The following is a 22805-nucleotide window of genomic DNA, read 5'->3' as shown; positions in this document are numbered from 1 at the left end:
GTGGGGGTTAGTGGTTGGGGGGGATTACGCGGAGGTGGCCTCGGCGGCCGGTGGAGTGGGACTGGTCGGGGTGGGACCGGTCGGGGTGGGACCGGTCGCGCGGGTCCTCGGGGGGCCTCGGGGCCGGGCGGGCGGCCTCGCGGACCGCCTCGGCGAGCGCAACCAGGTCGTCCGTGGTGGGCGGCGGCGGCTCGAACTCGCCCTCGTGCCGGACCACGTCCCAGCCTCGCGGCGCGGTCAGGCTGCGGGCGTGCGGCTCACACAGGTCGTACGTGTGCGGCTCGGCGAAGGCCGCCAGCGGACCCACCACCGCTGTCGACTCGTTGTAGACATAGGTCAATGTGGCGACCGCTTGCCGGGGGCAGCCGTTACGGGAGCAGCGCCGTGGTGACCTCACGGCGGCAGGGTATCTCCATTACCGGGTCCGGCGCATCGCTTCGCGTTGCGACACGCCCGTCGTGGTGATCACAATCCACCCGCCCGGCTCACGCCGCGCCACGGGAGCGGCGCTGCCGCTGGCCAGCCCGACGCGGGGGCTACCCTTTCCCTCATGACGAGCCCGGAACACCGCCGCCCCGGTTCCGGCCGGCGCGGCCACCGTGACCGGCACGGGCGCGGGCTGCGTGGGCGGTTGGTACCGGCGACCGTGCCGCTGGCGCGGACCAAGGCGGAGGTCTTCGACGACCTGGTCCTGGACACCGTCGAGACGCTGGAGCGCCGGTTCGCCAAGGAGTTGGCCGGTGTCGAGTTCGCGGTCGAGGACGTCCCGCCGGATCTGAACGTCTACGACTCCGATGTGCTGGAGGACGGCGAGGTCCCGCTGGCCCGGCTCCTGCCGGGCCGTCCAGGCCGACAGGAGGTCCCGCCACGGATCGTGCTGTACCGGCGACCTCTGGAGTTCCGGGCGATGGACCGCGAGGACCTCGCCGACCTGGTGCATGACGTGATCATCGAACAGGTGGCGAACCTGCTCGGGGTCGACCCCGACGAGCTGGCCTGAGCCGTCCCCGCGCGGGCGAGCCGGGCGGCCCCCACCGCCCCGACTCCGCACCGCTCAGGCGGCCCGCCGCTTCAACTTGCGCCGTTCCCGCTCTGAGAGCCCACCCCAGATGCCGAACCGCTCGTCGTGACCGAGAGCGTATTCGAGGCATTCGGTCTTGACCTCGCAGCGCGAGCAGATTCGCTTCGCCTCGCGGGTCGAGCCGCCCTTCTCGGGAAAGAACGCCTCGGGGTCGGTCTGCGAGCACAGCGCCCGCTCCTGCCACTCCGGCGCGTTTCCGAGCAGGTCGGCCACCTCAAGCTGGCCGTCCATCAAATGCCTCCTTGTCGCGCACCGGCGTCATCGCCGCTGCAACCCCCCACGCGAAAGGCGTGCTTGTCCGTCCGGTCCCGTTTTGTTGCGTTCCGTGCGAACAACCCCATTCAAATTACACGCGTGTAATGCGTGCGCCGTCAAGCCAAACTTGATAATGGAGTCGCCCTCCCGACACCTCCGGCCGGCCACTCGGGCCGTCCAGCCTCGCAACCTGCCCTATCGATTCAGACCCCGGCTGAGTAACGCCCTCTCCGGCGAGTTGCACGACTTTTCTGCCGTGGCGCCCCCTCGGCAGGCCGCTCCCGCGACGACGCCTGGAGCACAGGGTGACCCCTCCCAACAAAGCTGATCTTGGTGGGAGACAGGTTAACGCGGCGCGGCCCAGACCGCCCGTCGAGCAACAGACACCGCACGCGCCCAGTCCACATTGTGGACGGGGCGCGACGGAAAGAGGGAGCCGATTTGGTCAGCCGGTGACCCCGAATGCGCTGCTCGGCCACACGAACTCGGCAATCACTCCACCATGGACGGTTACTGTCCCTACGGGCGTACTCTCGTCCCACCAGACGGTATAGATGCCGGCCGGGAGATCGGGGTAGACCGCACTGTGGAACGAGCCGTCCCGCACCCGGCGCTCCCGCACCGCCGAGTGGGTCCGCCGGTCCTCGGCCCGACTGATCTCGATTTCCCGGCCGTGCAGATCCCGGCCGGTGTGAATGATCAGGGCGCCGGTCTCGCCGCCCAGATCGAGGACGACGCTCCCGGTCTCCGACGGCCCGTACGCGTGCTCGTGCATCCGCCGCTCCCCGCGGTCAGGACGACGCCGGCGGGTTGTTGAACCCGTCGTACGGCGTACCCAGGTAGGGGAAGTTTCCGAGGAACGGTGCGGTCACGTCGGCGGCGCTCAGCCCGGGGGTGAGAGCGGCGGTCGCCGCGTCCGGGCGGAACGTCTTGTCCACCAGCGGGACGGTCAGCCCGGCGATCGCCCGCAGCGCGATGCTGACCACGTCGTCGGCGACCCGCCGGCCGTTCGGGAAGCCGGCCAGGTCACCGCCGAGCACGCCGAAGCGGTCCGGTCGCCGGGTGGGCGGAATCGCGGTGTTCAGCCGCAGCATGTCGGCCTGCACGTCGCCGGTGGCGTTGGTGAAGCCGTCGATCAGCCCGGCCGGCACGCCGGTGAGCAGGATCGCCACCAGATCCGCCCGGGGCTTCTTCGCCTTGCTGAGCTTGTCCAGGTTGGGAAAGACGTCCGGGTAGAGCGCCGGCAACAGCGCGGCCAGCTCCGGCTGCTCGACGAACCGCAGGAACCGCTTGTCCTCTGACGGCGGAAGGGAGTTCCACAGGTCCTTCTTGGACATCGGCACGATGACCTCGTTGAACAACGGGTTGCCCAGCCTGGAGACCTGGGTGAACGGGCCGGCGGCGGTGTCCGCGGCCGCCCGGTCGCCCAGCACCCGGACCTGCCGGCGCGACGCCGACGTCCACACGCCGATCACCGACGCCCGGTCGGCCGCGCTGTACCGGTTGGCGCGACGGCGCACCCGGCTCAGCGGCACCTGCACGGCGATGCTGTGCACGTTCATCCGGTCGGTGGCGTTGACCGGCTCCCCCTCGGCCTTGAAGACCTTCTTGCCGGCCACGTGCAGCTGCTGGAACGGCCGTAGCGTACCGAGGTCGAAGATCGCACCCAGGTCGACGAAGAAGCCGTCCGCGCGCTGCCCGGCGAAGACCCGCTCCCCGGTGGAGAGCGAGTAGGTGGCCTGCCGCACCAGCTCCGCGTACTTCGGGGTGGACAGCGGGCCGACGTTGCACGGCGGGCAGGGCAGCTTGTGCGCCAGCCGGTGTTCCCGGCCGTCGGCGATCCGGGTCAGGCTGTAGAACTGCCGCCGGTTCCAGTTCTCGCTGTCCAGCGAATCGATCGGGCCGGTGTTGTAGAGAAAGCTGTTCGGATTGGTGATCTCGGTCGTGAATTCGAACCGGTAAGTGACATCCGGACTGCCGTCGCCGTCGTTGTCGATATGGATCTCGTATCGCACGTCGTCGCCGAACTCGAAGAAGTTCGGGCCCCCGGAGGGGAGCTGCAACGGCACGTAGTTGGCGATCAGCGTGACCGAGTCGGGCTTGTCGGGGCTGACGAACGCGTACAGGTCGGAGCTGTCGGCGACCGGATCCTTGGCTATCTCCGGGGCCTCGCGGTGGGAAGACATGGCGGACCAACCTCACTGGGCGGGGACAGGATGGCGAGCGGAACGTCGGGTCAGCGCCGGGCGGCGCGCCGCAGCCGATCCGCCAGGCCGCGGTCGCGTACCTCGATCCGGGAGTCACCGACGAAGACGTCCATCGTTCCGGAGGCGGCGTCCCGCAGGTGCACGACGATCGGGTCGTCGGCCCGCCCGGCCGCGCCCGGAGCGTTCTGCGCGGCCGACAGGCCCGGCACGGTGAGCGCGGCGGCGCCGAGGGTGGCGCTGGCCGCGGCGGTCAACGTCTGCCGGCGGGTCAGTCGCGGCCAGGGCCGCTTCCGCTGATCACTGGTCATGGGCAACCTTTCCGGCGGTGGCGCGAACGCGCCCGCGGGGACGGACGGGTCCGGTGCCGCCTACCGACGCCGCCGGGCCCTGGGGGACGCCGGCGGCGATCCTCGCCGCGACCGCCACCGGCACCGCTTGGTACGGCCGGTGGCGGGAAAAGGTTCGAACTCAGGGCCGGACGTGACCGTACGCGGTCGTGCGCTTGCGGGCCGGCCGACCGGCCGCCGTGGCGATCGCCCGCAACTGCTCCTCGGTACGCGCCGACCCGTTGTCGGAGCCGGCCATCCGGGAGATCGTCTCCTCCATCAGCGTGCCGCCCAGGTCATTGCAGCCGCCCTGCAGCATCGCCACCGTGCCCTCGTCGCCCAGCTTCACCCAGGAGCACTGGATGTTGTCGATCCGGCCGTGCAACAGCAGCCGGGACATCGCGTGCACCACCCGGTTCTCGCGCCAGGTCGGCCCGGGCCGGGCGATGCCGGCCAGGTAGATCGGGGCGTTGGTGTGCACGAACGGCAGCGCGACGAACTCGGTGAACCCACCGGTGCGGTCCTGCACGCCCGCCAGCACCCGGAAGTGCGCCAGCCACTGCCCGGGATGGTCGACGTGGCCGTACATCATCGTGGAGCTGGACCGGATGCCCAGCTCGTGGGCGGTGCTGACCACCTCGACCCAGGCGGCCGCCGGGAGTTTGCCCTTGGTCAACACCCAGCGCACGTCGTCGTCGAGGATCTCCGCGGCGGTACCCGGGATGGTGTCCAGCCCGGCCTCGCGCAACTGGGTCAACCACTCGCGCACCGACACGCCCGCCTTCGCCGCGGCGGTGACGATCTCCATCGGGGAGAACGCGTGCACGTGCATCCCCGGCACCCGAGCCTTGATCGCACGCAGGATGTCGGCGTACCCGGTGACGGGCATCTTCGGGTCGATGCCGCCCTGAAGGCAGACCTCGCTGGCGCCGGCCGCCCACGCCTGCTCGGCCCGGTCGGCGACCTGATCGACGGAGAGACGGTACGCGTCGGCGTCCCGCTCGCGCTGGGCGAAGGCACAGAACCGGCAGCCGACGTAGCAGACGTTGCTGAAGTTGATGTTGCGATTGACCACGTAGGTGACGTCGTCGCCGACCGCGCTGCGACGCACGTCGTCGGCGAGCCGGCACAACTCGTCGAGCGCCGGCCCGTCCGCCCCGAACAGCGCCAGCGCCGCATCGGTGTGCCCCGGCTCCAGCAGCGCGGCCGGGTCGTCGGCGGCGAGCCGCAGCCCGGCCCGCAGGTCGTGGTCGCCGGCCAGGGCGGTCGGCCCGGCCGTCACCTTCGTGGCCACCTCCGCCCAGTCGCCGTAGACGCTGTCGAAGTCGCCACGCCGGTCCTCCGTACGACCGGTGGTGTCGATGGTCGTGTGCAGGTCGGTCCGGCCGCCGAACACCTCCTCCGGCTCCTGCCAGGGGCGACCATGCGGGCGGGCCGACTCGACCGCCAGCCCGGAGCCCGGGTCGGCCAGCGCGCCCACGTGCGGCAGCAGCCGCGGGTCGAGCCACGGGTCGCCGGCGCGCACGTACTCGGGGTAGATGGTCAGCCGCTCGCGCAGGGTGAACCCGGCCAGCTCGGTGTGCCGGGCCAACTCCTCGATCTGCGGCCAGGGGCGTTCCGGGTTGACGTGGTCCGGGGTGAGCGGGGAGACACCGCCCCAGTCGTCGATGCCGGCCCGCAGCAGCAGGTCGTACTCGCCGGCGATCAGGTTCGGCGGAGCCTGGATGCGGGCCTTCGGCCCGAGCAGCAGCCGGGCCACCGCCACCGTCGTGGCCAGGTCGTGCAGCTCCGCGTCGGGCATCCCGCGCATCGCGGTGTCCGGCTTGGCGCGGAAGTTCTGCACGATCACCTCCTGGAGGTGCCCGTACTCCCGGTGCGCGCGACGGATCGCGAAGAGCGCGTCCACCCGCTCGGCCGGGGTCTCCCCGATGCCGATCAGGATGCCGGTGGTGAACGGAACCCCGACCCGGCCCGCGTCGTCGAGCACCCGCAGCCGGACCGCCGGTTCCTTGTCGGGCGAGCCGAAATGCGGGCCGCCCGGCTCCGACCAGAGCCGGGTCGCCGTGGTCTCCAGCATCATGCCCATGCTCGGTGCGACCGGCTTGAGCCGTTGCAGCTCCGACCAGGACAGCACCCCGGGGTTGAGGTGGGGCAACAGCCCGGTCTCCTCCAGCACCGCCACCGCGCAGGCACGCAGGTAGTCCAGAGTGGAGTCGTATCCGCGCTCATCCAGCCAGCTCCGCGCCGCCGGCCAGCGCTCCTCCGGCCGGTCGCCGAGGGTGAACAGGGCCTCCTTGCAGCCCTGCGCGGCACCTGCCCGGGCGATGGCCAGCACCTCGTCGCGATCCAGGAACGGCGCCGGCAGCCGGTGCGGCACCGTGGCGAACGTGCAGTAGTGGCAGCGGTCCCGGCAGAGCCGGGTCAGCGGGATGAAGACCTTCTTGGAGTACGTGACCACGCCCGGCCGCCCAGCCTCACGCAGCCCGGCGTCGCGGATCCCACCGGCCACCCGAAGCAGCTCGTCGAGCGCGTCCCCGCGGGCGGACAACAGCGCGGTCGCCTCGTCGACGTCCAGCGCCCGCCCGGTCGCGGCCCGACCCAGGGCACGCCGCACGCTCGCCTCGCTCGGGCCGGAGTGGGTGCGATCAACCATCCGCTCAGCCTATGCGCTGCCCCCACCAACCCCACCGGTCCCCACCGACACCCGCGCCCGCTCCCCCCGGACCACCCCCGGACCACCCTCGTTGATCATGGAGTTATTGCCACGACACGCCGTGCCGACGGACAACAACTTCATGGTCAACGGGGGTGGGCGGCCGGGGGCCGTGAGGGGGGGTCAGCGGGGTGGCTGTTGGGGGTTGTCGCCTGGGTTGATGTGCTGGGTGCGGTCGGCGTCCGTGTCGCCGGGGCGGGGGATCGCCTGGGTCGGGTCGGCGGACTGGCGCGGAATCGCCTGGGTCGGGTCCGCCGACGGCGGCTGGCCGAACGGCGGCGCGGACTGCGGGGCCGGCGCGAACGGCGGGGCGGACTGCGGCGCCGGGTTGACCGGCGGCGGCGACTGCGGTGCGGACCCGAACGGCGGTGCCGACTGCGGCGCCGACCCGAACGGCGGCGAGGGCTGGCCGTACTGGCCCGGGTGCTGCCCCTGCGGGTACCCGCCCGGCTGGCCCGGGGCGGGCCAACCGCCGCCCGGCTGGGCTCCGGGCTGCCCCGGAGCCGGCCAGCCGCCCTGCTGCTGCGGCCAGCCCGGCTGGGGCTGGCCGTAGACGCCCGGCTGAGGCTTCGGCCGCGGCACGTAGTACAGCTTCCGCCAGACCGCGTAGACCACCCAGGCCGCGGCCGCGAAGATCATCAGCCAGGCGAACCGGGTGAGCACGCCGAGCAGCGCGTCGAGCACCTCGGCCTCGGCCAGCCGGCCCACCGTCCAGATCAGCATGGTCAGCCCACCGAGCAGCGCGCTGACCGCGTACTCGCCGAGGGCCATCTGGGTGATCAGCTTCGCCTTCGGCAGCACCGGCGAGACGTGGGTGGCCAGCAGCACGGCCAGCAGTGGCAGGCCCACCGCCTCCAACCCGATGAACGTGAAGAAGGTGCTGCCCGCACGGTCGGTGAACGAGCTGTAGTCGTTCGGGCTGAGCAGCCGGAGCAGGCCCACGAAGAGGAACACCGCGTTGGCGCCGAGCAGCGCGAGCGCACCCAGTTCGCGTAGTGGCTTGGTCAGCTGGCGGGCCTGGGTCGCGTCGGTGGACGCGGGCTCGGCGGGGCTGGTCACGAACTCCCCCTCGGGGCATGGACGGACAGGGCGCACGTGAGCCTAGTCTCCCGGACCACCGGCGGACCGGAGGCGTCACGTGCGCGAGGATGGTCGACATGCGCATCGTGGTTCTGGCTGGCGGCATCGGCGGCGCCCGGTTCCTGCTCGGCGTCCGGGCGTACGCCCGAGAGGTCGGCGCCGAGGTGACCGCCGTCGTCAACGTCGGCGACGACCTGTGGCTGCACGGGTTGAAGATCTGTCCCGACCTGGACAGCGTCATGTACACCCTCGGCGGCGGCGCCGATCCCGAGCGGGGCTGGGGCCGGGTCGGGGAGAGCTGGACGGTCAAGGAGGAGCTGGCCGCGTACGGGGCGGAGCCGACCTGGTTCGGCCTCGGCGACAAGGACATCGCCACCCACCTGGTGCGCAGCACCATGCTCAACGCCGGCTACCCGCTGCACGCGGTCACCGAGGCGCTGGCGACCCGCTGGGAGCCGGGCGTACGCCTGCTCCCGGCGACTGACGACCGGCTGGAGACGCATGCGGTCGTGAGCGCGAGGAGTGAGCTTGCGAGCCCCGCAGTCGCGAACAGCGCCGGCACGGTTGAGGATGACCAGGGCCAGCGGGCGATCCACTTTCAGGAGTGGTGGGTGCGGTACCGGGCAGACATCCCCACCCACCGTTTCGTCTTCGTCGGCGCCGAGACGGCCAAGCCGGCGCCCGGGGTCCTGGAGGCGATCGGCGCGGCCGACCTGGTGCTGATCGCGCCGAGCAACCCGGTGGTGAGCGTGGCGCCGGTGCTGGCCGTGCCGGGGCTCCGGGAGGCGGTGGCGGGGGGCCCGGCCCCGGTGGTGGGCGTCTCTCCGATCATCGGCGGAGCGCCGGTCCGCGGGATGGCCGACCGCTGCCTCTCCGTGCTCGGTGTCGAGTGCAGCGCGGCCGGGGTGGGCCGGCTCTACGGCGGCCGGGCGGCCGGCGGGCTGCTGGACGGCTGGCTGGTGGCCGAGGAGGACGCGGGCACGCTGGTACCGGAGGTGACGGTCCGCGCGGTGCCGTTGCTGATGACCGACGAGGCGGCGACGGCGGCGATGGTCCGCGCCGCGGTGGAGTTGACGTGAGGCTGGAGATCCTGCCGGTGCTGGGCATCGGCCACGTGACCGAGGGCGACGACCTGGCGGCGCTGATCGCCGGCGCCGCGCCCTGGCTGCGCGACGGCGACGTGCTGGTCGTCACCAGCAAGATTGTCTCCAAGGCCGAGGGGCGGTTGGTCGACGTCCCGGCGGACGGACCCGAGCGGCTCGCCGCGCGCGACGAGGTGCTGGCTTCCGAGACCGCCCGGGTGGTGGCCAGCCGGGGGCCGACCCGGATCGTGCAGACCCACCACGGCTTCGTGATGGCGTCCGCCGGCATCGACGCGTCGAACGTGGACAAGACCCGGCTGGTGCTGCTGCCGTTGGATCCGGACGCCTCGGCCCGGGCGCTGCGCGCCGCGTTGCGGGCGCGCTACGACCTGGACGTCGCAGTGATCATCAGCGACACCATGGGCCGGCCCTGGCGCAACGGGCTGACCGACGTGGCGCTCGGGGTGGCCGGGATGCCGGCCATCCGGGACCACCGTGGCGAGGTTGACCCGTACGGCAACGAGCTGCAGCTGACCCAAATGGCTGTGGTGGACGAGCTGGCGGGCGCCGGCGAGCTGATCAAGGGCAAGTGCGACCAGGTCCCGGTGGCGGTGGTGCGCGGCTACCTCTCCGCCACCGGCCCGGACGACTCCGCCGGGGCGCAGGCACTGGTCCGCGATGCGGCGCAGGACCTCTTCTCGCTCGGGACCGCCGAGGCGCGGGCGGCGGGGCTGGCCGACGCCGCCACTCTGACCGACGCTCCCGGTCCCACGCCGGCCGACCCGGCCGCCGCGCGGCGTGCGATCGACGCGGTCGCCGGGGTGGTCGCCCCCGGCACGGTCTTCACCCTGGTCGACGAGGCGGACGTACGTGCCGGCCTGGTCGCCAAGGTGCCCGGCTGGCCGGACGGGGCAACCGCCCTGGTGCTCGGCTCGCCACCGGCTCCGGTGGACCCGATGGACCTGGTCCGCTTCGGCGCCGACCTGCACCGTCTGCAGGTCGCCCTGGCCGCGGAGGGTGTCGGGTCGACCCTGCTGCCCCCGCCCGCCGGCAGCCCGGCCAGCGCCACACTCGCCCTCTGACGGGCAACCGGCCGGGTCAGGCGTCCAGCATGGCCCGGCCGAGCGGGGTCAACGTGTGCAGCACGGTGTTGCGGTCCCGCTGACTGACCAGCAGGCCGGCGTTGCGCAACACGGTCGCGTGCTGACTGGCCGCCGCCGGTGAGATGTTGAGCTTGCGGGCCACCTCTCCCGTGGTGCAGCCGTCGTCGCTGGCCTGCAACACCGCCGCCCTGGTCCGGCCGAGCAGCGCGGCGAGCGAGTCGCGGCCGGCCGGACCGGCCCCGTCGGCCGCCACCAGCCCACCCAGCCGGTCCACCGGGTAGACCAGAACCGGCGGCAGCGCCGGGTCGAGCAGGGCGACCGGGGTGGCGGCGCAGAAGAACGACGGCACGAGCAGCAGACCCCGACCGTCCAGGTGCAGCTCCCGGCTGTGCGGGTAGTCGCGGACCTCGAGCACCCGGTTCTCCCACCGCATTGCCGGCCGGAGGCTGGTGAGCAGCCCCTCCATGCCACCGTCGAGCAGGGCCCGGGCCCGGCGGGACCGGTCCGCCGCCACCGCGGACTGGATCCGGCTCCAGTACGGGTTGATCGCCAACGACCGGTACTGCTCCATCGACTCGGCGAGGTGACGCAACGCCCCCACCTCGCCCCGGGCCAGCGCGCCGGCCGAGGATGGCAGCGAGTTCTCGGTGGCCAGCACGCTCAGGTCGCGGTGCAGCCGCTCTGTCGGGGTGCTGCGGACCGCTTCCAGCCCGGCCTCGAAGCCGTCGACGCTGGCGTACGGGGTGAGGAAGTCGGGGAAGTAGCCGCGCGGCGGGCTCAGGACGAAGAGCAGCCGGAGCTGGTCGGAGGCGGCGTCCTGGCGCAGCCCTCGGGACACCGTGCGCCGCCAGTTCTCCGTCAGCGGGTCACGGCCGCGGCCCTGCAACAGGTGCAGGCTGAGGACCAACTCCCAGACCGGGTCCGCCGCCGGCGCCACCCGGGTCCGGAGGATGTCCTCGCCAGAAAAGTGGATCTTCAGCATGCAGCGCTCCTGAGCCGCCGGGCAGGGGGATGCCGGGTGGCTGTTCGACTCTACCTGGCCGGCACTTATCTCCATCTTTAAGCCTGGACTGAAAAACCTCGACGCTTCCCGGGCCGGTTCGGCATGCTTCCATTGCCCGAGCACGGCACCCACGCGTCACGTACGCGCGCGGCGCCTGGCACCGGGACCGGGGGAGGACCGGTGATCGGGCGGCACCACGAGGGTCTGCGGCCCCTTGCTCCGCAGAGGTGCCGTCCGGTCACCCCGCCGTGCGCCGTGCACGCGCAGCGACGCCACGATTTCGAGGACTCGCAGGGTCACCGCGCCAGCGTACGGAGCGTGCCGCTCGTAGAGTGGCGGCGTGCCCGACACCGCGCTCACCGGATCCTCCGCCCACCCGACCGACTCCGAGACGTACGCGGCGCTGCACTCCGACGCCATCGCGCTGCTCGACGGCTGGCGGCCCACCAGCCCGGCCGCTGCCGCCGCTCGGGACCGAACCCGCGAACTGCTCGACGGCGGGCCCGTCACGATGAGTCGGCCGCACCGCCCCGGGCACATCACCGCCAGCGTGCTGGTGCTGGACGCCACCGGCTCGCGGGTGCTGCTCTGCCTGCACGGCAAGTTCGGGCGCTGGGTGCAGCTCGGCGGACACTGCGAGCCGACCGACCGGACCCTGGCCGGCGCCGCGCTGCGCGAGGCCACCGAGGAGTCCGGGATCGCCGGCCTGCGCATCGACCCGGTGCCGATCGACGTGGACATCCACCCGGTGGGTTGCCAGGGCGGCTCCCTGCACCACGACGTCCGGTTCGCCGTGCTCGCCCCGCCCGGCGCCGTCGAGCAGGTCAGCGACGAGGCCGAGGCGCTGGGGTGGTTCCCGCCGGACCGCCTCCCCGAGCCACTGGCCGGCGGGACCGTGCAACTGGTCGCGCCGGCCCTCGCGGCTCTCAGACGTAGCCCTCTTCGCCTCGCTCCTTGAGCTCGTCGACCAGGGCCTTGACGTCCTGGGCCCGATCCCGCGGGCAGACCAGCACCGCGTCCGGGGTGTCCACCACGATCAGGTCACGCACCCCGAGGGCAGCCACCAACCGGCCGGACTGCGGCACCACCACCAGGTTGGCGCTGTCCCGCAGCAGCACTCCCGGCTTGGCGTCGGCGCCGAGCACCACGTTGCCCGACGCGTCGGCCGGCAGCACCTCGCCGAGGGTGTGGAAGTCGCCGACGTCGTTCCAGCCGAAGTCGCCCGGCACGGTCGCCACCCGGCCCGCGGTAGCCGCGCCCTCCATCACCGCGTAGTCGACGGAGATCTTCGGCAGGGTCGGCCAGACCGTACCGAGCACATCGTCCTGCTCCGGGGTGCCCCAGGCGGCGGCGATCGCGGTGACCCCGGCGTGCAGCGCCGGCTGCTGGCGGAGCAGTTCGGCGAGGAACACGTCCACCCGCCAGACGAACATGCTCGCGTTCCACAGGTGCCGGCCCGAACGGACGTACGCCTCGGCGACCTCGGCGGCCGGCTTCTCCTTGAACTCGGCCACCGGACGCCACGGGGCGTCCTCAACCGGATCGCCGGTCTCCAGGTAGCCGTAGCCGGTCTCCGGCCGGGTCGGGGTGATCCCGACCGTCATCAGCATGCCCTGCTCCGCTCCGCGGACCGCCTCCCGGACCGTTCGCACCCAGCTCTCCGGGTCGCCGATCAAGTGGTCGGCAGCGAAGCTGCCCATCACCGCGTCCGGATCGCGCAGCGCGATCACCGCGGCGGCCAGCGCGATCGCCGCGCAGGAGTCCCGGGGTGAGGGCTCGACCAGGATGTTCTCCTCGGGCAACCCGGTCAGCTGCCGGGCCACCGCCGCGACGTGCGCGGCTCCGGTGACCACGAGGATGCGGTCCGGTGTGGTCAGCGGCGCCAGCCGCGCCACGGTCGCCTGGAGAAGCGACGCGTTGGAGCCGGTCAGCGGATGGAGGAACTTGGGATGACCAGCTCGGGACAACGGCCACAACCTCGTGCCGCTGCCACCCGCCGGGATGACCGCATAGAGCATCCGCACATCATGCCCGACGGACCCCGGCAGGGTGGGCGGCTCGCCATCCGGCGCCCGGACGGTCACGACCGGGCGCGGCTCCACGCGGCGATGTGCACCTCGGCGCTGGACTCCCAGGTGAACTCCTTGGCCCGGTCGAAACCGGCCTTCGCCAGCGACAACCGGCGCTGCTCGTCGTCCAGCAGGGCGGCCAGGTCGGTGCCGATCTGCTCCGGATCCTCCGAGGTGTACGCGACGGCGTCGCCGCCCACCTCGGGCAGCGAGAGCCGGGGCGTGGTCAGCACGGGGGCGGCGCAGGCCATCGCCTCCAGGATCGGCAGCCCGAACCCCTCGCCGTAGGAGGGGTAGGCCGCGACCAGCGCGCCGCCGAGGAAGCCGGGCAGGTCGCCGTAGCGCAGGTAGCCGGGGCGCAGCAGCCGCAGGTGGGACGGGACCTCGGCCACCGCCCGGTCGATGTCGTCGTCGTGCCCCTGGCCACCGGCGATCACCAGGGCCGGTGGGTCGACCCGGTCGGCCACCGCCCGGGCCCAACCGCGGATCAGGTTGGGTACGTTCTTGCGCGGCTCCTTGGCGCCGAGGAAGGCGATGTAGCTGCTGTTGCCCAACCCCAGGCGGGCGCGCACCCGGGCCTTCTCCTCCTCGCTGGGCGCGTGGAAGGCGGCGTGGTCGACCCCGTGGTAGGCCACGTCGATCCGGGTCGGGTCGGCGTCGAGCAGCCGGATCAGCTCGTCCCGGGTGGCCTTGCTGGGCACGATCACCCGGTCCGCCCGGCGCAACGAGGTCTTGATGGCGCTGCGGAAGAAGGTCCGGCGGGACTTGTCGTAGTGCTCCGGCTCGGTGAAGAACGTCGCGTCGTGCACGGTGACCGTAACCGGGCACCCGGCCCGCAGCGGGCAGGTGTAGAAGGGCGAGTGCAGGACTTGCGCGCCGACCTGCTGAGCGAGCAGCGGCAGGCCGGTCTGCTCCCAGGCGAGCCGCGCCGGGCGGTGCGCGACGGCGGCCGGGGCGGGGATGATCTCCGCGCCGGGCAGCATTCGCGTGTACCGCTCGAGGTCGGTGCGGAGGCTGACCACCGCCAGCTCCACCCCCGACCCACACACCTTGCCGAGGGCACCGAGCAGACCATCGACGTATCGACCGACACCACCACGGTCGGCGGGGACACTCGTGGCGTCGATGAGCACGCGGGGCGGGCGACCGGCGGTCACGGGGCGACTCCTTGCACTGGCGGGTCCGTGGGGAACAACACTCCGGGGGGCAAGCCTACGCCGGAGCACGGGGCCGACGCTGACTGCGACCCGACGGTACGCCGACTTGTCATCGTCTTCGAGTACGGCCCACAGGGGCGTATCGTTCGCGCCGATGGCCGACAATATTGCCCAGGTGTTCGCCGACGCGATCGCGACCGACCCGACCCGACCGTTGCTGACCTGGTACGACGACGGCAGCGGCGACCGCACCGAACTCTCCGGCGCCACACTGGCGAACTGGGTGGCGAAGACCGCCAACCTCCTCGTCGACGAGGTGGCCCTCGCCCTGGGTGATCCGGCCGGCGTGCTCCTGCCGCCGCACTGGCAGACCGCGGCGGTGCTGCTGGGCTGCTGGTCGGCCAAGCTGAGCGTGGTCGACACGCCGGGCGACGTGGACGTGCTCTTCGCCGCCGCCGACCGCCTCGACGAGGCGCAGTCCTGGTCCGCCGGTGAGCGGTACGCCCTGGGGCTGTCGCCGCTCGCCGCCCCGCTGCGGCAGGTGCCACCCGGGTTCGGCGACTACGTGGTGGAGGTGCGCCGGCACGGCGACCACTTCACCCCGCAGCCCGGACCGGGCCCCGCTGACGCTCCCCTGCTGGCCCGCGCCGAGGCCCGCGCCGCGGAGCTGGGCATCGAGGCCGGCGCTCGCGTCCTCATCGACGCCGCCCGGTACCCCGACCCGGTCGACTGGCTGCTGGCCCCGCTCACCCGGGCCGCCACCGTCGTCCTCTGCGCGAACCTCGACCCGGCCCGCCTGGCCACCCGCCAAACCACGGAAAAGGTCACCCACACCCTCCCGTGACCCGGCTGGGCGTCCGGCGGCGTGCAGGGCCCGCGGGTGTGACCGCAGCTTTCAGGCAGGCGTGTTGTCGGTGGCTCGGCGTTCAGCGAAGGTGGCGAAGGACGTCAGGGACTCGGGGTTGGCCAGGGCACCCTTGGCGGCGGCCTGGTCGACCGGGGTGCCGGTGAGGATCTTCTTGACCGGAACCTCCAGCTTCTTCGCCGAGAGGGTCCGGGGCACCGCGCGCACCTGGTGGATCTCGTCGGGCACGTGCCGGGGGGACAGCGCCGTACGCAGCTCGCGGCAGATCTTCGCGCGCATCGGGTCGTCCAGCTCCAGACCCTCGGCGAGCACCACGAAGAGCAGCAGCTCGCCGGCACCGCCCTCGTCGTCCTCCAGGTGCACGACGACCGAGTCGACCACCTCGTCCAGCCCCTCGACCACGGAGTAGAACTCGGCGGTGCCCAGCCGCACCCCGCCACGGTTGAGGGTGGCGTCCGAGCGTCCGGTGATCACGCAGCCGCCCCGGTCGTTGATGGTGATCCAGTCGCCGTGCCGCCAGACGCCCGGGTAGACGTCGAAGTAGGCCTCCCGGTAGCGGGTGCCGTCCGGGTCGTTCCAGAAGCCCACCGGCATGCTCGGCATCGGCTCGGTGATCACCAGCTCACCCAGCTCGCCGATCACCGGGGTGCCGTCGGCGGAGCGAGCCTCCACCTTGGCGCCCAACGCCCGGCAGGCGATCTCGCCGGCGTACACCGGCAGCAGCGGCACCCCGCCGACGAAGCCGGTGCACACGTCGGTGCCGCCCGACAGGGACTGGAGTTGGAGGTTGTCGCCGACGGTCTCGTACACCCAGGTGAAGCCCTCGGCGGGCAGCGGCGCACCGGTGGAGCCGACCGCGCGCAGCGCGGACAGGTCCGCGACCTCCCGCGGCACCAGCCCGGCCTTGCGGCAGGCCAGCAGGAACGGCGCCGAGGTGCCGAAGTACGTGGTGCCGGTCTCCGCCGCCAGCCGCCACAGCCCACCCAGGTCGGGGTGGCCCGGGTTGCCGTCGAAGAGCACGATGGTCGCGCCGACCGCCGGGCCGGAGACCAGGAAGTTCCACATCATCCACCCGGTGGTGGTGAACCAGAAGAACCGGTCGGCCGGGCCCAGGTCGTGGTGCAGGGCGAGCATCTTCAGGTGCTCCAGCAGGATGCCGCCGTGGCCGTGCACGATCGGCTTGGGCAGCCCGGTGGTGCCCGAGGAGTAGAGCACGTACAGCGGGTGGTCGAACGGCACCGGCGTGAACGTCAGTGGCTCGTCGGTGGGCGCGGCCAGGTCGGCCCAGCCCAGCGCGTCCTCCGGGGCGGCCTTCGGGTCCAGGTAGCCGATGCTGACGGTGTGCCGCACCGACGGCAGGGCGGCCCGGATGGCGGCGACCTCGGCGCGGCGGTCCACCGGCTTGTCGCCGTACCGGTAGCCGTCCACGGCGACCAGCACGGTCGGCTCGATCTGCTGCCAGCGGTCGGTGACGCTGCGGGTGCCGAACTCGGGTGCGCAGGACGAGAAGGTCGCTCCCAGGCTGGCGGAGGCCAGCAGCAGGACGTACGTCTCAGGAATGTTCGGGGCGTACGCCGCTACCCGGTCACCGGCGGTGACGCCGAGCCGGCGCAGCCCGGCCGCCACCCGGCGGACCTGCTCGCGCAGCTCCCCGGCGGTCAGCGTGACCGGCGCGCGGGTCTGCCCGTGCGCGATCACCACCGGGTCGTCGTCGGCCCGCCCCGGCATCCGCAGCACGTTCTCCGCGTAGTTCAGCGTGGCCCCGGGGAACCAGCGGGCACCGGGCATCCCCCGCTCGGCCAGCGTGGCGGTCGGCGGGGTGTGCGCCACCACCTCGAAGTGGTCCCAGATGGATCGCCAGAACCCGTCCAGGTCGGTGACCGACCAGCGCCACAGCGCGTCGTAGTCAGCGAAGTCCAGCCCGCGGTGCTCTCGCAGCCAGCGCAGGTAGCCGCCGATCCGGGACCGCTCGCGTACGTCCGCCGGCGGCGTCCACAGCACATCACCCACTGCTCCACCCTCCCCTGGCCCGGCACGACACTGTGAATGGGCCGTGGCGCCATCTTGCCCTACCTCGAAGCGCCATTCTGCGCACCGGGTACGAGCACCGACGCGTGCCCACCCCACACTCCACCCCACCCACGCATGTGGGAAGCAGCGAGGACAGCTCAGCCGGCGCGGTGGGCCTGGATGGCGCGGCGGCGGGCGAGGCGGTGCGCACGGCGGATCTCAGCCTCCCGGTACCGGCGCTCGTCCTCCGGCGTCTCGGGGAGCACCGGGCGGACCCACCGCGGGGCTCCGCCCACGTCCACTCCGACGAAGACCAGGTACGCGGTGGCCACCCGGACCGGCGCGTCCTCGGCGGAGTCCCACCGTTCGGCGACCACCCGCACGCCCACCTCCATCGAGGTCTGCCCGGTCCAGTTCACCTGGGCGTGCGCGTGCACCAGGTCGCCGACCCGGACCGCCTCGGAGAAGACGATCTCGTCGATCGCCGCCGTCACCGCGGTCCCGCCGCTGTGCCGGGCGGCCGCGGCCCCCGCCACGTCGTCGACGAACTTCATCAGGACCCCGCCGTGCACGGTGCCGTACAGGTTCACGTCGACGGCGGTCATGATCTTGCTCAGGGTGACGCGGGAGTACGACGTCGGCTTGCCGGTCGGAGCGGCGGAGAGGTGCTCGGTCATGCCGGAAACGGTACGGTGCGCGGATGCGACATCTCTGGAGCTTCCTCGCCGGGCTGGTGGTGGTGCCCATCACCTGGGTACTGGTCACACTCGGGCAGGACGGGTCGAGCCGGACGGTCGACCGCTGGGTGGAGATCGGCACGTTCAACACCGCCAACCTGATCGAGCCGGCCGTGTACCTCGGTGTCGGCGGTGTCCTGCTGGGCCTTCTCGGCACACTGCGCGTCTCGCCGCTGGGCACGCTGGTGGCCGGGCTGCTGCTGGTCACCCCGTACGTCGGGATGTTCGTGGCGCCGTTCGAGGTGCGGGACGCGATCCCGCACGGGTGGAAGGTTCTCGGCGATCCCCTGCCGCTGCGTCTTCCGGTGGAGAACGGCACCCTCTTCCTGATCGGCCTGCTGCTGCTGATGGCGGCGTTCAGCAGGCAACGTTGGCAGCAGTGGCCGCGTCCGGTGACCGAGCCGGCCACGGCACCGGCGTCGACGGGTGGCCCCCGGAGCGACGACTTCACCCTGACCGACTGGCCACCGCCCGAGCCCGCCGAGCGCGACGCCACCCCGCCCAGCCTGGGTTACCCGGCCGATCCGACGCCGACCGACCCACTGCCCCGTCGGGTGGGTGGCGAGTCGCCGTGGTCCGCGCCGCCGCGCGGCCAGCCGCGGCCTGAGGACACCACCGAGATCCGTTGACCGTGGGGCGGGCCGGGCGACCGGCCCGCCCCCAACCTCTCTGGACAGAACACCTAGTGCAGTGCGACGGCCAGGTCCGGGTCGACGGCGCCGAGCTCGGCGCGGGGAACGACGAGGAGCATGACCAGCGTCGCCGCGGCCATGCCGCCCGCGATCACGATCGCCATCGGCACGCTCCCGGTGCCGAACAGGCCGACCAGGGGCGCCGACAGCGCACCGATGCCGAACTGCACGGCGCCGAGCAGCGCGGCGGCGGTTCCGGCGGCCTCGCTGTGCCGGGTCATCGCCAGCGCCGGCGCGTTCGGCAGGGCCAGGCCCGCCGCGGCGAGGACCAGCCACAGCGACGCGAGCAGCGTGCCCAGACCACCGAGGCCGGTCGCGGCGAACATCACCAGCAGCAGCCCGGCCGCGGTCCCGGCGATCAGGGCGCTGATCAGGATCTGCTGCGGGGTGTAGCGGCGCAGCAGCCGGACGTTGAACTGGGTGGCCCCGATCAGACCGACCGCGCCCGCCCCGAAGGCCAGCCCGAACTGCTGCTCGTTGAGGCCGTACTGCTCCTGGAGCACGAAGGACGACCCGGAGACGTACGCGAACAGCGCGGCCATGGCCAGCCCGGCGACCAGCACCAGACCGACGAACGCCCGGTCGTTGAGCAGCCGCCGGTAGTCCCGCAGGGTCGCCCCCACGCCGCCGCGCCGACGGCGCGCCACGGGAAGGGTCTCCGGCAGCCGCAACGCGGCGACGACGATCAGCAGCGCGCCGAGCACGGCCAGCGCCGCGAAGACGCCCCGCCATTCGGTCCAGCGCAGCAGGCCGCTGCCCAGGGTCGGCGCGAGGATCGGGGCCAGTCCCATGACCAGCATCAGCCGGGAGAAGATCCGGGCGAACGAGGCGCCACTGAACAGGTCGCGCACGACCGCGGTGGCGACCACGGTGGCGGCCGCCACCCCGAGCCCCTGCAGGACGCGCAGCACGCCGAGCACGGCGATGGTGGGTGCGAACACGCACAGCACGGATGCCGCAACGTGCAGGGCCAGCCCGGCCAGCAGGGGCGCCCGCCGCCCGACCACGTCGGAGAGCGGCCCGACGAGCAACTGGCCCAGCGCGAGGCCGAGCAGCGTGCCCGTCAGCGTCAACTGCACCGCGGTCTCGGTGGTCTGCAGGCCGGCCGTGATGGCGGGCAGCGCCGGCAGGTACATGTCGATGGTCAGCGGCCCGATCGCGATCATCGCGCCCAGCACGAGCACGAGTTGCGCCCGCTGTCGGTTGCTCATCCGGTCGCCGGGCAGCACCTCCCGCTCGAAGGCGGTGTCGGGGCCGGTCTTCTCCACCAACTGCTTCATCATCTCGATCTCTCTGCGTGGCGTAGGACGTCGTTGGGCGTGCCCGCCGTTGGGCAGCGAGTGGATGGCGAGGCAGGGTGGCGGCGGACGCGCCGGCCAGGGTGAACGGGATGATCGGTCGATCAGGCTCGGTGATTCTCCCTTCTCCCCAACATCGTTGACCCGTTCAACGATGTCGGTGTGTGGGGACTCACGTACGAACGCCGACCGCCTCACCGCCGGGCGGCGGTGAGGCGGTCGGTCTCGACGGTCGGGTGGCGGGCGTCTAGACAGCGCCGCTGAGCAGTTGCCGCGCCATGACGATCCGCTGCACCTGGTTGGTGCCCTCGTAGATCTGAGTGATCTTGGCGTCCCGCATCATCCGCTCGACGGGGTAGTCCCGCGTGTAGCCGTAGCCCCCGAGCAGCTGCACCGCGTCGGTGGTGATCTCCATGGCGGCGTCCGAGGCGAAGCACTTGGCCGCCGCGCCGAAGTACGTCAGGTCCGCGTCGCCGCGCTCGGACTTGCCGGCCGCGGCGTAGGTGAGCTGCCGGGCCGCCTCCAGCTTCATGCCCATGTCGGCGAGCATGAACTGGACGCCCTGGAACTCGGCGACCGCCTTGCCGAACTGCCAGCGCTCGGCGACGTACCCCTTGGCGTAGTCGAGCGCGCCCTGCGCGATCCCGATGGCCTGAGCGGCGATGGTGACCCGCGTGTGGTCGAGGGTCCGCATCGCGGTGGCGAAGCCGGTGCCCTCCGCGCCGATGATGCGATCCGCCGGAATGCGTACGTTGTCCAGGTAGACCTCGCGCGTGGGCGAGCCCTTGATGCCGAGCTTCTTCTCCGGCGCGCCGAAGCTCACACCGGCATCGGACTTCTCGACCACGAAGGCCGAGATTCCCCGGGACCGGGCGGTCGGATCGGTGACCGCGAAGACGGTGTAGAACTCGGAGACGCCGGCGTTGGTGATCCAGCGCTTCACCCCGTTGAGCACCCAGTGATCCCCGTCACGCACCGCGCGGGTGGTCATCGAGGCCGCGTCGCTGCCCGCCTCCGGCTCGGAGAGGCAGTACGAGAACATCGCGTCCCCAGCCGCCACCGGCGTCAGGTAACGCCGCTTGAGCTCCTCGGAGCCGGACAGCAGCAGCGGCATCGTGCCGAGCTTGTTGACCGCCGGGATCAGGGAGGAGGACGCGCAGGCCCGCGCCACCTCCTCGATCACGATGGCGGTGGCCAGCGCGTCCGCGCCCGCGCCGCCGTACTCCTCGGGGATGTGCGGGGCGTGGAAGTCGGCCGCCCGCAGAGCGTCGTAGGACGCCTTCGGGAACTCACCGGTGTCGTCGGCCTCGGCGGCGTGCGGAGCCACCTTCGCCGTGCAGACCTCCCGTACCGCCTCCCGGATCGCCTCGTGCTCCTCCGGCAACCGGTAGACGTCGAACGACTCGCCTGCGGCCACGTTGGCCCTCCTCTTCACCGCTATCATGCGCAGTCTGTAGCCTCGCCTGACCTCGACCGCGCAGACTGAAGGATAGCGACTGCAGTTCGGGTGGATGTTACCGGCGCGTAGGTACAGGTTCGACGGAGCATCCCGGCCGCCGAGCGATGATGGAAGACAGACAATGAGCCACCCCTCCGGTGCCCGGCCAGGCGCCGCAGCAGAATGCGACGCGACGAAGCGCCGCCAGTGCGAGCGGAGAAGACAGGCGTGACGATCCCCTATCCCACCATCCAGCCGACCCCCGCCATCGCCACGGTGACGCCGCCCTCGGGCGCGCCCCGTCCGCGGGTGACGTTCCTGGGGACCGGTTACCTGGGTGCGACGTACGCCATCTGCTATGCCGAGCTGGGGTACGAGGTGCTCGGCTTCGACGTGGACGCCGACAAGATCGCGATGCTGAACGCCGGTCAGGTGCCGATCCACGAGCCGGGCCTGGACGAGCTGCTCAAGCGCAACCTGGCCGCCGGCCGGCTGCGGTTCAGCACCGACATCGCGGAGACCGCCGAGTTCGGCGACGTGCACTTCATCTGCGTCGGCACCCCCCAGCGGGCCGACGGAATGGGCGCCGACCTGTCGTACGTCGAGGCGTCGGTGACCAGCCTGGCGCAGCACCTGACCCGCAAGTCCCTGATCGTCGGCAAGTCCACCGTGCCGGTGGGCACCGCCGACTGGGTGGAGCAGCTGGTCGGCAAGCACACCCCCAACGACCTGGGTGTCGAGGTGGCGTGGAGCCCCGAGTTCCTCCAGGAGGGCTTCGCCGTCGACGACGTGCTGCGCCCGAACCGGATCGTGGTCGGCGTGAAGAGCGAGTGGGCCAACGGCATGCTCTACGCCGCGCACAAGGGCGTGTTCGACCTGGCCGCCACCGAGGACCGCGAGGTGCCCCTCGTGGTCACCGACTTCGCGACCGCCGAGCTGGTCAAGGTCGCCGCAAACGCGTTCCTGGCCACCAAGATCTCCTTCATCAACGCGATGGCCGAGGTCTGCGAGGCCTCCGGCGGCGACGTCACCCAGCTGGCCCGGGCGATCGGCTACGACCCGCGGATCGGCAATCGGTTCCTCCAGGCCGGCCTCGGCTTCGGCGGCGCCTGCCTGCCCAAGGACATTCGGGCCTTCCAGGCGCGGGCTCAGGAGCTGGGCGCCGGGGAGGCGCTGCGCTTCCTGCACGAGGTCGACCTGATCAACCTGCGCCGCCGTACCCGGGTGCTCCAGCTCGCCGCGGACCTGCTCGGCCGCCGATCCGGGCCGGCCGGCCCGGACTTCTCCGGCACCCGGATCGCCGTGCTGGGCGCCACCTTCAAGCCCAACACCGACGACGTCCGCGACGCCCCGGCGCTCGCCGTCGCCGCGCTGTTGCAGAAGGCCGGCGCCGACGTGCACGTGTACGACCCGCAGGGCACCGAGAACGCGCGCCGCGCGGTACCCGAGCTCACCTACGAGACCGGCATCAACGAGGCGGTCACCGGCGCCGACCTGGTCTGCGTCCTCACCGAGTGGGCCGACTTCCGCAACGCCGACCCGGTCGCCCTCGGCGAGCTGGTCGCCGGTCGCAAGGTGGTCGACGGCCGCAACTGCCTCGACTCCGCACTGTGGACCCAGGCCGGCTGGGAGTACCGGGGCATGGGCCGCCCCTGACGGATCGCACCCACCGGCCGGTCGCGGAGTGCC

Annotated in this window: 21 protein-coding genes; 7 read left to right on the top strand and 14 right to left on the bottom strand. The window is 72.4% G+C overall.

Features of this window, described 5'->3' with window-relative positions:
* Nucleotides 1-7: 7 nt before the first annotated feature.
* Nucleotides 8-397 (bottom strand): DUF3499 domain-containing protein, encoded by a 390-nt coding sequence (locus ACWD6N_RS01130; protein WP_450004320.1) that lies wholly within the window; start codon nucleotides 395-397, stop codon nucleotides 8-10.
* Between the two features lie 153 nt (nucleotides 398-550).
* Between ACWD6N_RS01130 and ACWD6N_RS01125 the strand changes: the two genes are divergently transcribed.
* Complete coding sequence (locus ACWD6N_RS01125; RefSeq protein ID WP_252419275.1) at nucleotides 551-1000, top strand: metallopeptidase family protein; 450 nt, start codon at nucleotides 551-553, stop codon at nucleotides 998-1000.
* Nucleotides 1001-1054: 54 nt separating this feature from the next.
* Here the strand turns inward: ACWD6N_RS01125 and ACWD6N_RS01120 are convergent, their stop codons facing one another.
* From ACWD6N_RS01120 to ACWD6N_RS01095, 6 genes are all read right to left on the bottom strand, one after another.
* Nucleotides 1055-1312 carry a WhiB family transcriptional regulator gene (locus tag ACWD6N_RS01120; protein ID WP_007455784.1) on the bottom strand — a complete coding sequence of 86 codons (258 nt, stop codon included), beginning with the start codon at nucleotides 1310-1312 and terminating at the stop codon, nucleotides 1055-1057.
* 469 nt (nucleotides 1313-1781) lie between these two features.
* Nucleotides 1782-2111 carry a phospholipase gene (locus tag ACWD6N_RS01115; protein WP_354962757.1) on the bottom strand — a complete coding sequence of 110 codons (330 nt, stop codon included), beginning with the start codon at nucleotides 2109-2111 and terminating at the stop codon, nucleotides 1782-1784.
* Nucleotides 2112-2127: 16 nt separating this feature from the next.
* Nucleotides 2128-3522 carry a DUF4331 domain-containing protein gene (locus ACWD6N_RS01110; RefSeq protein WP_354962756.1) on the bottom strand — a complete coding sequence of 465 codons (1395 nt, stop codon included), beginning with the start codon at nucleotides 3520-3522 and terminating at the stop codon, nucleotides 2128-2130.
* A gap of 50 nt (nucleotides 3523-3572) precedes the next feature.
* Nucleotides 3573-3851 carry a hypothetical protein gene (locus tag ACWD6N_RS01105; protein ID WP_074316956.1) on the bottom strand — a complete coding sequence of 93 codons (279 nt, stop codon included), beginning with the start codon at nucleotides 3849-3851 and terminating at the stop codon, nucleotides 3573-3575.
* 160 nt (nucleotides 3852-4011) lie between these two features.
* Nucleotides 4012-6522, bottom strand: coding sequence for a bifunctional FO biosynthesis protein CofGH (locus tag ACWD6N_RS01100; RefSeq protein WP_354962755.1), 2511 nt, complete (start codon nucleotides 6520-6522; stop codon nucleotides 4012-4014).
* A 183-nt stretch (nucleotides 6523-6705) separates the two neighbouring features.
* Nucleotides 6706-7641, bottom strand: a complete 936-nt coding sequence (locus ACWD6N_RS01095) for a hypothetical protein (RefSeq protein WP_354962754.1) — start codon at nucleotides 7639-7641, stop codon at nucleotides 6706-6708.
* Nucleotides 7642-7739: 98 nt separating this feature from the next.
* On the opposite strand from ACWD6N_RS01095, the gene cofD reads away from it, so the two are divergent.
* On the top strand, nucleotides 7740-8741 hold the full coding sequence (gene cofD, locus ACWD6N_RS01090) for a 2-phospho-L-lactate transferase (RefSeq protein WP_450004319.1): 1002 nt from the start codon (nucleotides 7740-7742) through the stop codon (nucleotides 8739-8741).
* The gene (locus ACWD6N_RS01085; protein ID WP_354962752.1) at nucleotides 8738-9826 is read left to right on the top strand and encodes a coenzyme F420-0:L-glutamate ligase; all 1089 of its coding nucleotides are present in this window, start codon (nucleotides 8738-8740) and stop codon (nucleotides 9824-9826) included. Before cofD ends, ACWD6N_RS01085 begins: the two co-directional genes overlap by 4 nt.
* Before the next feature lie 16 nt (nucleotides 9827-9842).
* Here the strand turns inward: ACWD6N_RS01085 and ACWD6N_RS01080 are convergent, their stop codons facing one another.
* Nucleotides 9843-10829, bottom strand: coding sequence for a winged helix-turn-helix domain-containing protein (locus ACWD6N_RS01080; RefSeq protein WP_450004318.1), 987 nt, complete (start codon nucleotides 10827-10829; stop codon nucleotides 9843-9845).
* 361 nt (nucleotides 10830-11190) lie between these two features.
* Between ACWD6N_RS01080 and ACWD6N_RS01075 the strand changes: the two genes are divergently transcribed.
* Nucleotides 11191-11808, top strand: coding sequence for an NUDIX hydrolase (locus ACWD6N_RS01075; RefSeq protein ID WP_354962750.1), 618 nt, complete (start codon nucleotides 11191-11193; stop codon nucleotides 11806-11808).
* Here ACWD6N_RS01075 and ACWD6N_RS01070 read toward each other — a convergent pair.
* Nucleotides 11777-12868: a mannose-1-phosphate guanylyltransferase gene (locus tag ACWD6N_RS01070; RefSeq protein WP_354962749.1), complete on the bottom strand. Its 1092-nt coding sequence runs from the start codon at nucleotides 12866-12868 to the stop codon at nucleotides 11777-11779. The genes ACWD6N_RS01075 and ACWD6N_RS01070 overlap by 32 nt on opposite strands.
* A gap of 62 nt (nucleotides 12869-12930) precedes the next feature.
* The gene (locus ACWD6N_RS01065; RefSeq protein WP_354962748.1) at nucleotides 12931-14076 is read right to left on the bottom strand and encodes a glycosyltransferase family 4 protein; all 1146 of its coding nucleotides are present in this window, start codon (nucleotides 14074-14076) and stop codon (nucleotides 12931-12933) included.
* 154 nt (nucleotides 14077-14230) lie between these two features.
* On the opposite strand from ACWD6N_RS01065, the gene ACWD6N_RS01060 reads away from it, so the two are divergent.
* Nucleotides 14231-14920: a TIGR03089 family protein gene (locus tag ACWD6N_RS01060; RefSeq protein ID WP_354962747.1), complete on the top strand. Its 690-nt coding sequence runs from the start codon at nucleotides 14231-14233 to the stop codon at nucleotides 14918-14920.
* Nucleotides 14921-14971: 51 nt separating this feature from the next.
* Here the strand turns inward: ACWD6N_RS01060 and ACWD6N_RS01055 are convergent, their stop codons facing one another.
* Both ACWD6N_RS01055 and ACWD6N_RS01050 read right to left on the bottom strand, forming a co-directional pair.
* Nucleotides 14972-16951 (bottom strand): acetoacetate--CoA ligase, encoded by a 1980-nt coding sequence (locus ACWD6N_RS01055; RefSeq protein WP_450004317.1) that lies wholly within the window; start codon nucleotides 16949-16951, stop codon nucleotides 14972-14974.
* Nucleotides 16952-17109: 158 nt separating this feature from the next.
* Nucleotides 17110-17628, bottom strand: a complete 519-nt coding sequence (locus ACWD6N_RS01050) for an acyl-CoA thioesterase (protein WP_387323330.1) — start codon at nucleotides 17626-17628, stop codon at nucleotides 17110-17112.
* A 23-nt stretch (nucleotides 17629-17651) separates the two neighbouring features.
* On the opposite strand from ACWD6N_RS01050, the gene ACWD6N_RS01045 reads away from it, so the two are divergent.
* A complete protein-coding gene (locus tag ACWD6N_RS01045) occupies nucleotides 17652-18317 on the top strand; it encodes a hypothetical protein (protein WP_387323328.1) in 666 nt (221 codons plus the stop codon).
* Nucleotides 18318-18370: 53 nt separating this feature from the next.
* Here the strand turns inward: ACWD6N_RS01045 and ACWD6N_RS01040 are convergent, their stop codons facing one another.
* Both ACWD6N_RS01040 and ACWD6N_RS01035 read right to left on the bottom strand, forming a co-directional pair.
* Nucleotides 18371-19663 (bottom strand): multidrug effflux MFS transporter, encoded by a 1293-nt coding sequence (locus tag ACWD6N_RS01040; protein ID WP_354962743.1) that lies wholly within the window; start codon nucleotides 19661-19663, stop codon nucleotides 18371-18373.
* A 262-nt stretch (nucleotides 19664-19925) separates the two neighbouring features.
* Nucleotides 19926-21095: an acyl-CoA dehydrogenase family protein gene (locus ACWD6N_RS01035; protein ID WP_450004316.1), complete on the bottom strand. Its 1170-nt coding sequence runs from the start codon at nucleotides 21093-21095 to the stop codon at nucleotides 19926-19928.
* 249 nt (nucleotides 21096-21344) lie between these two features.
* Between ACWD6N_RS01035 and ACWD6N_RS01030 the strand changes: the two genes are divergently transcribed.
* Nucleotides 21345-22772, top strand: a complete 1428-nt coding sequence (locus ACWD6N_RS01030; RefSeq protein WP_354962741.1) for a UDP-glucose dehydrogenase family protein — start codon at nucleotides 21345-21347, stop codon at nucleotides 22770-22772.
* Nucleotides 22773-22805: the final 33 nt, after the last annotated feature.

This window comes from Micromonospora sp. NPDC005163, from assembly GCF_053599835.1.
Note: the sequence above shows the minus strand (reverse complement) of the source record. Positions and strands in the feature narration are given on the sequence as shown.

Coding starts and splice junctions, on each gene's coding strand:
- cofD (WP_450004319.1), top strand. CDS start 7,740: ATGCGCATCGTGGTTCTGGCTGGCGGCATCGGCGGCGCCCGGTTCCTG.
- ACWD6N_RS01100 (WP_354962755.1), bottom strand. CDS start 6,522: ATGGTTGATCGCACCCACTCCGGCCCGAGCGAGGCGAGCGTGCGGCGT.
- ACWD6N_RS01070 (WP_354962749.1), bottom strand. CDS start 12,868: ATGCTCTATGCGGTCATCCCGGCGGGTGGCAGCGGCACGAGGTTGTGG.
- ACWD6N_RS01125 (WP_252419275.1), top strand. CDS start 551: ATGACGAGCCCGGAACACCGCCGCCCCGGTTCCGGCCGGCGCGGCCAC.
- ACWD6N_RS01110 (WP_354962756.1), bottom strand. CDS start 3,522: ATGTCTTCCCACCGCGAGGCCCCGGAGATAGCCAAGGATCCGGTCGCC.
- ACWD6N_RS01040 (WP_354962743.1), bottom strand. CDS start 19,663: ATGATGAAGCAGTTGGTGGAGAAGACCGGCCCCGACACCGCCTTCGAG.
- ACWD6N_RS01080 (WP_450004318.1), bottom strand. CDS start 10,829: ATGCTGAAGATCCACTTTTCTGGCGAGGACATCCTCCGGACCCGGGTG.
- ACWD6N_RS01115 (WP_354962757.1), bottom strand. CDS start 2,111: ATGCACGAGCACGCGTACGGGCCGTCGGAGACCGGGAGCGTCGTCCTC.
- ACWD6N_RS01050 (WP_387323330.1), bottom strand. CDS start 17,628: ATGACCGAGCACCTCTCCGCCGCTCCGACCGGCAAGCCGACGTCGTAC.
- ACWD6N_RS01045 (WP_387323328.1), top strand. CDS start 17,652: ATGCGACATCTCTGGAGCTTCCTCGCCGGGCTGGTGGTGGTGCCCATC.
- ACWD6N_RS01120 (WP_007455784.1), bottom strand. CDS start 1,312: ATGGACGGCCAGCTTGAGGTGGCCGACCTGCTCGGAAACGCGCCGGAG.
- ACWD6N_RS01105 (WP_074316956.1), bottom strand. CDS start 3,851: ATGACCAGTGATCAGCGGAAGCGGCCCTGGCCGCGACTGACCCGCCGG.
- ACWD6N_RS01060 (WP_354962747.1), top strand. CDS start 14,231: ATGGCCGACAATATTGCCCAGGTGTTCGCCGACGCGATCGCGACCGAC.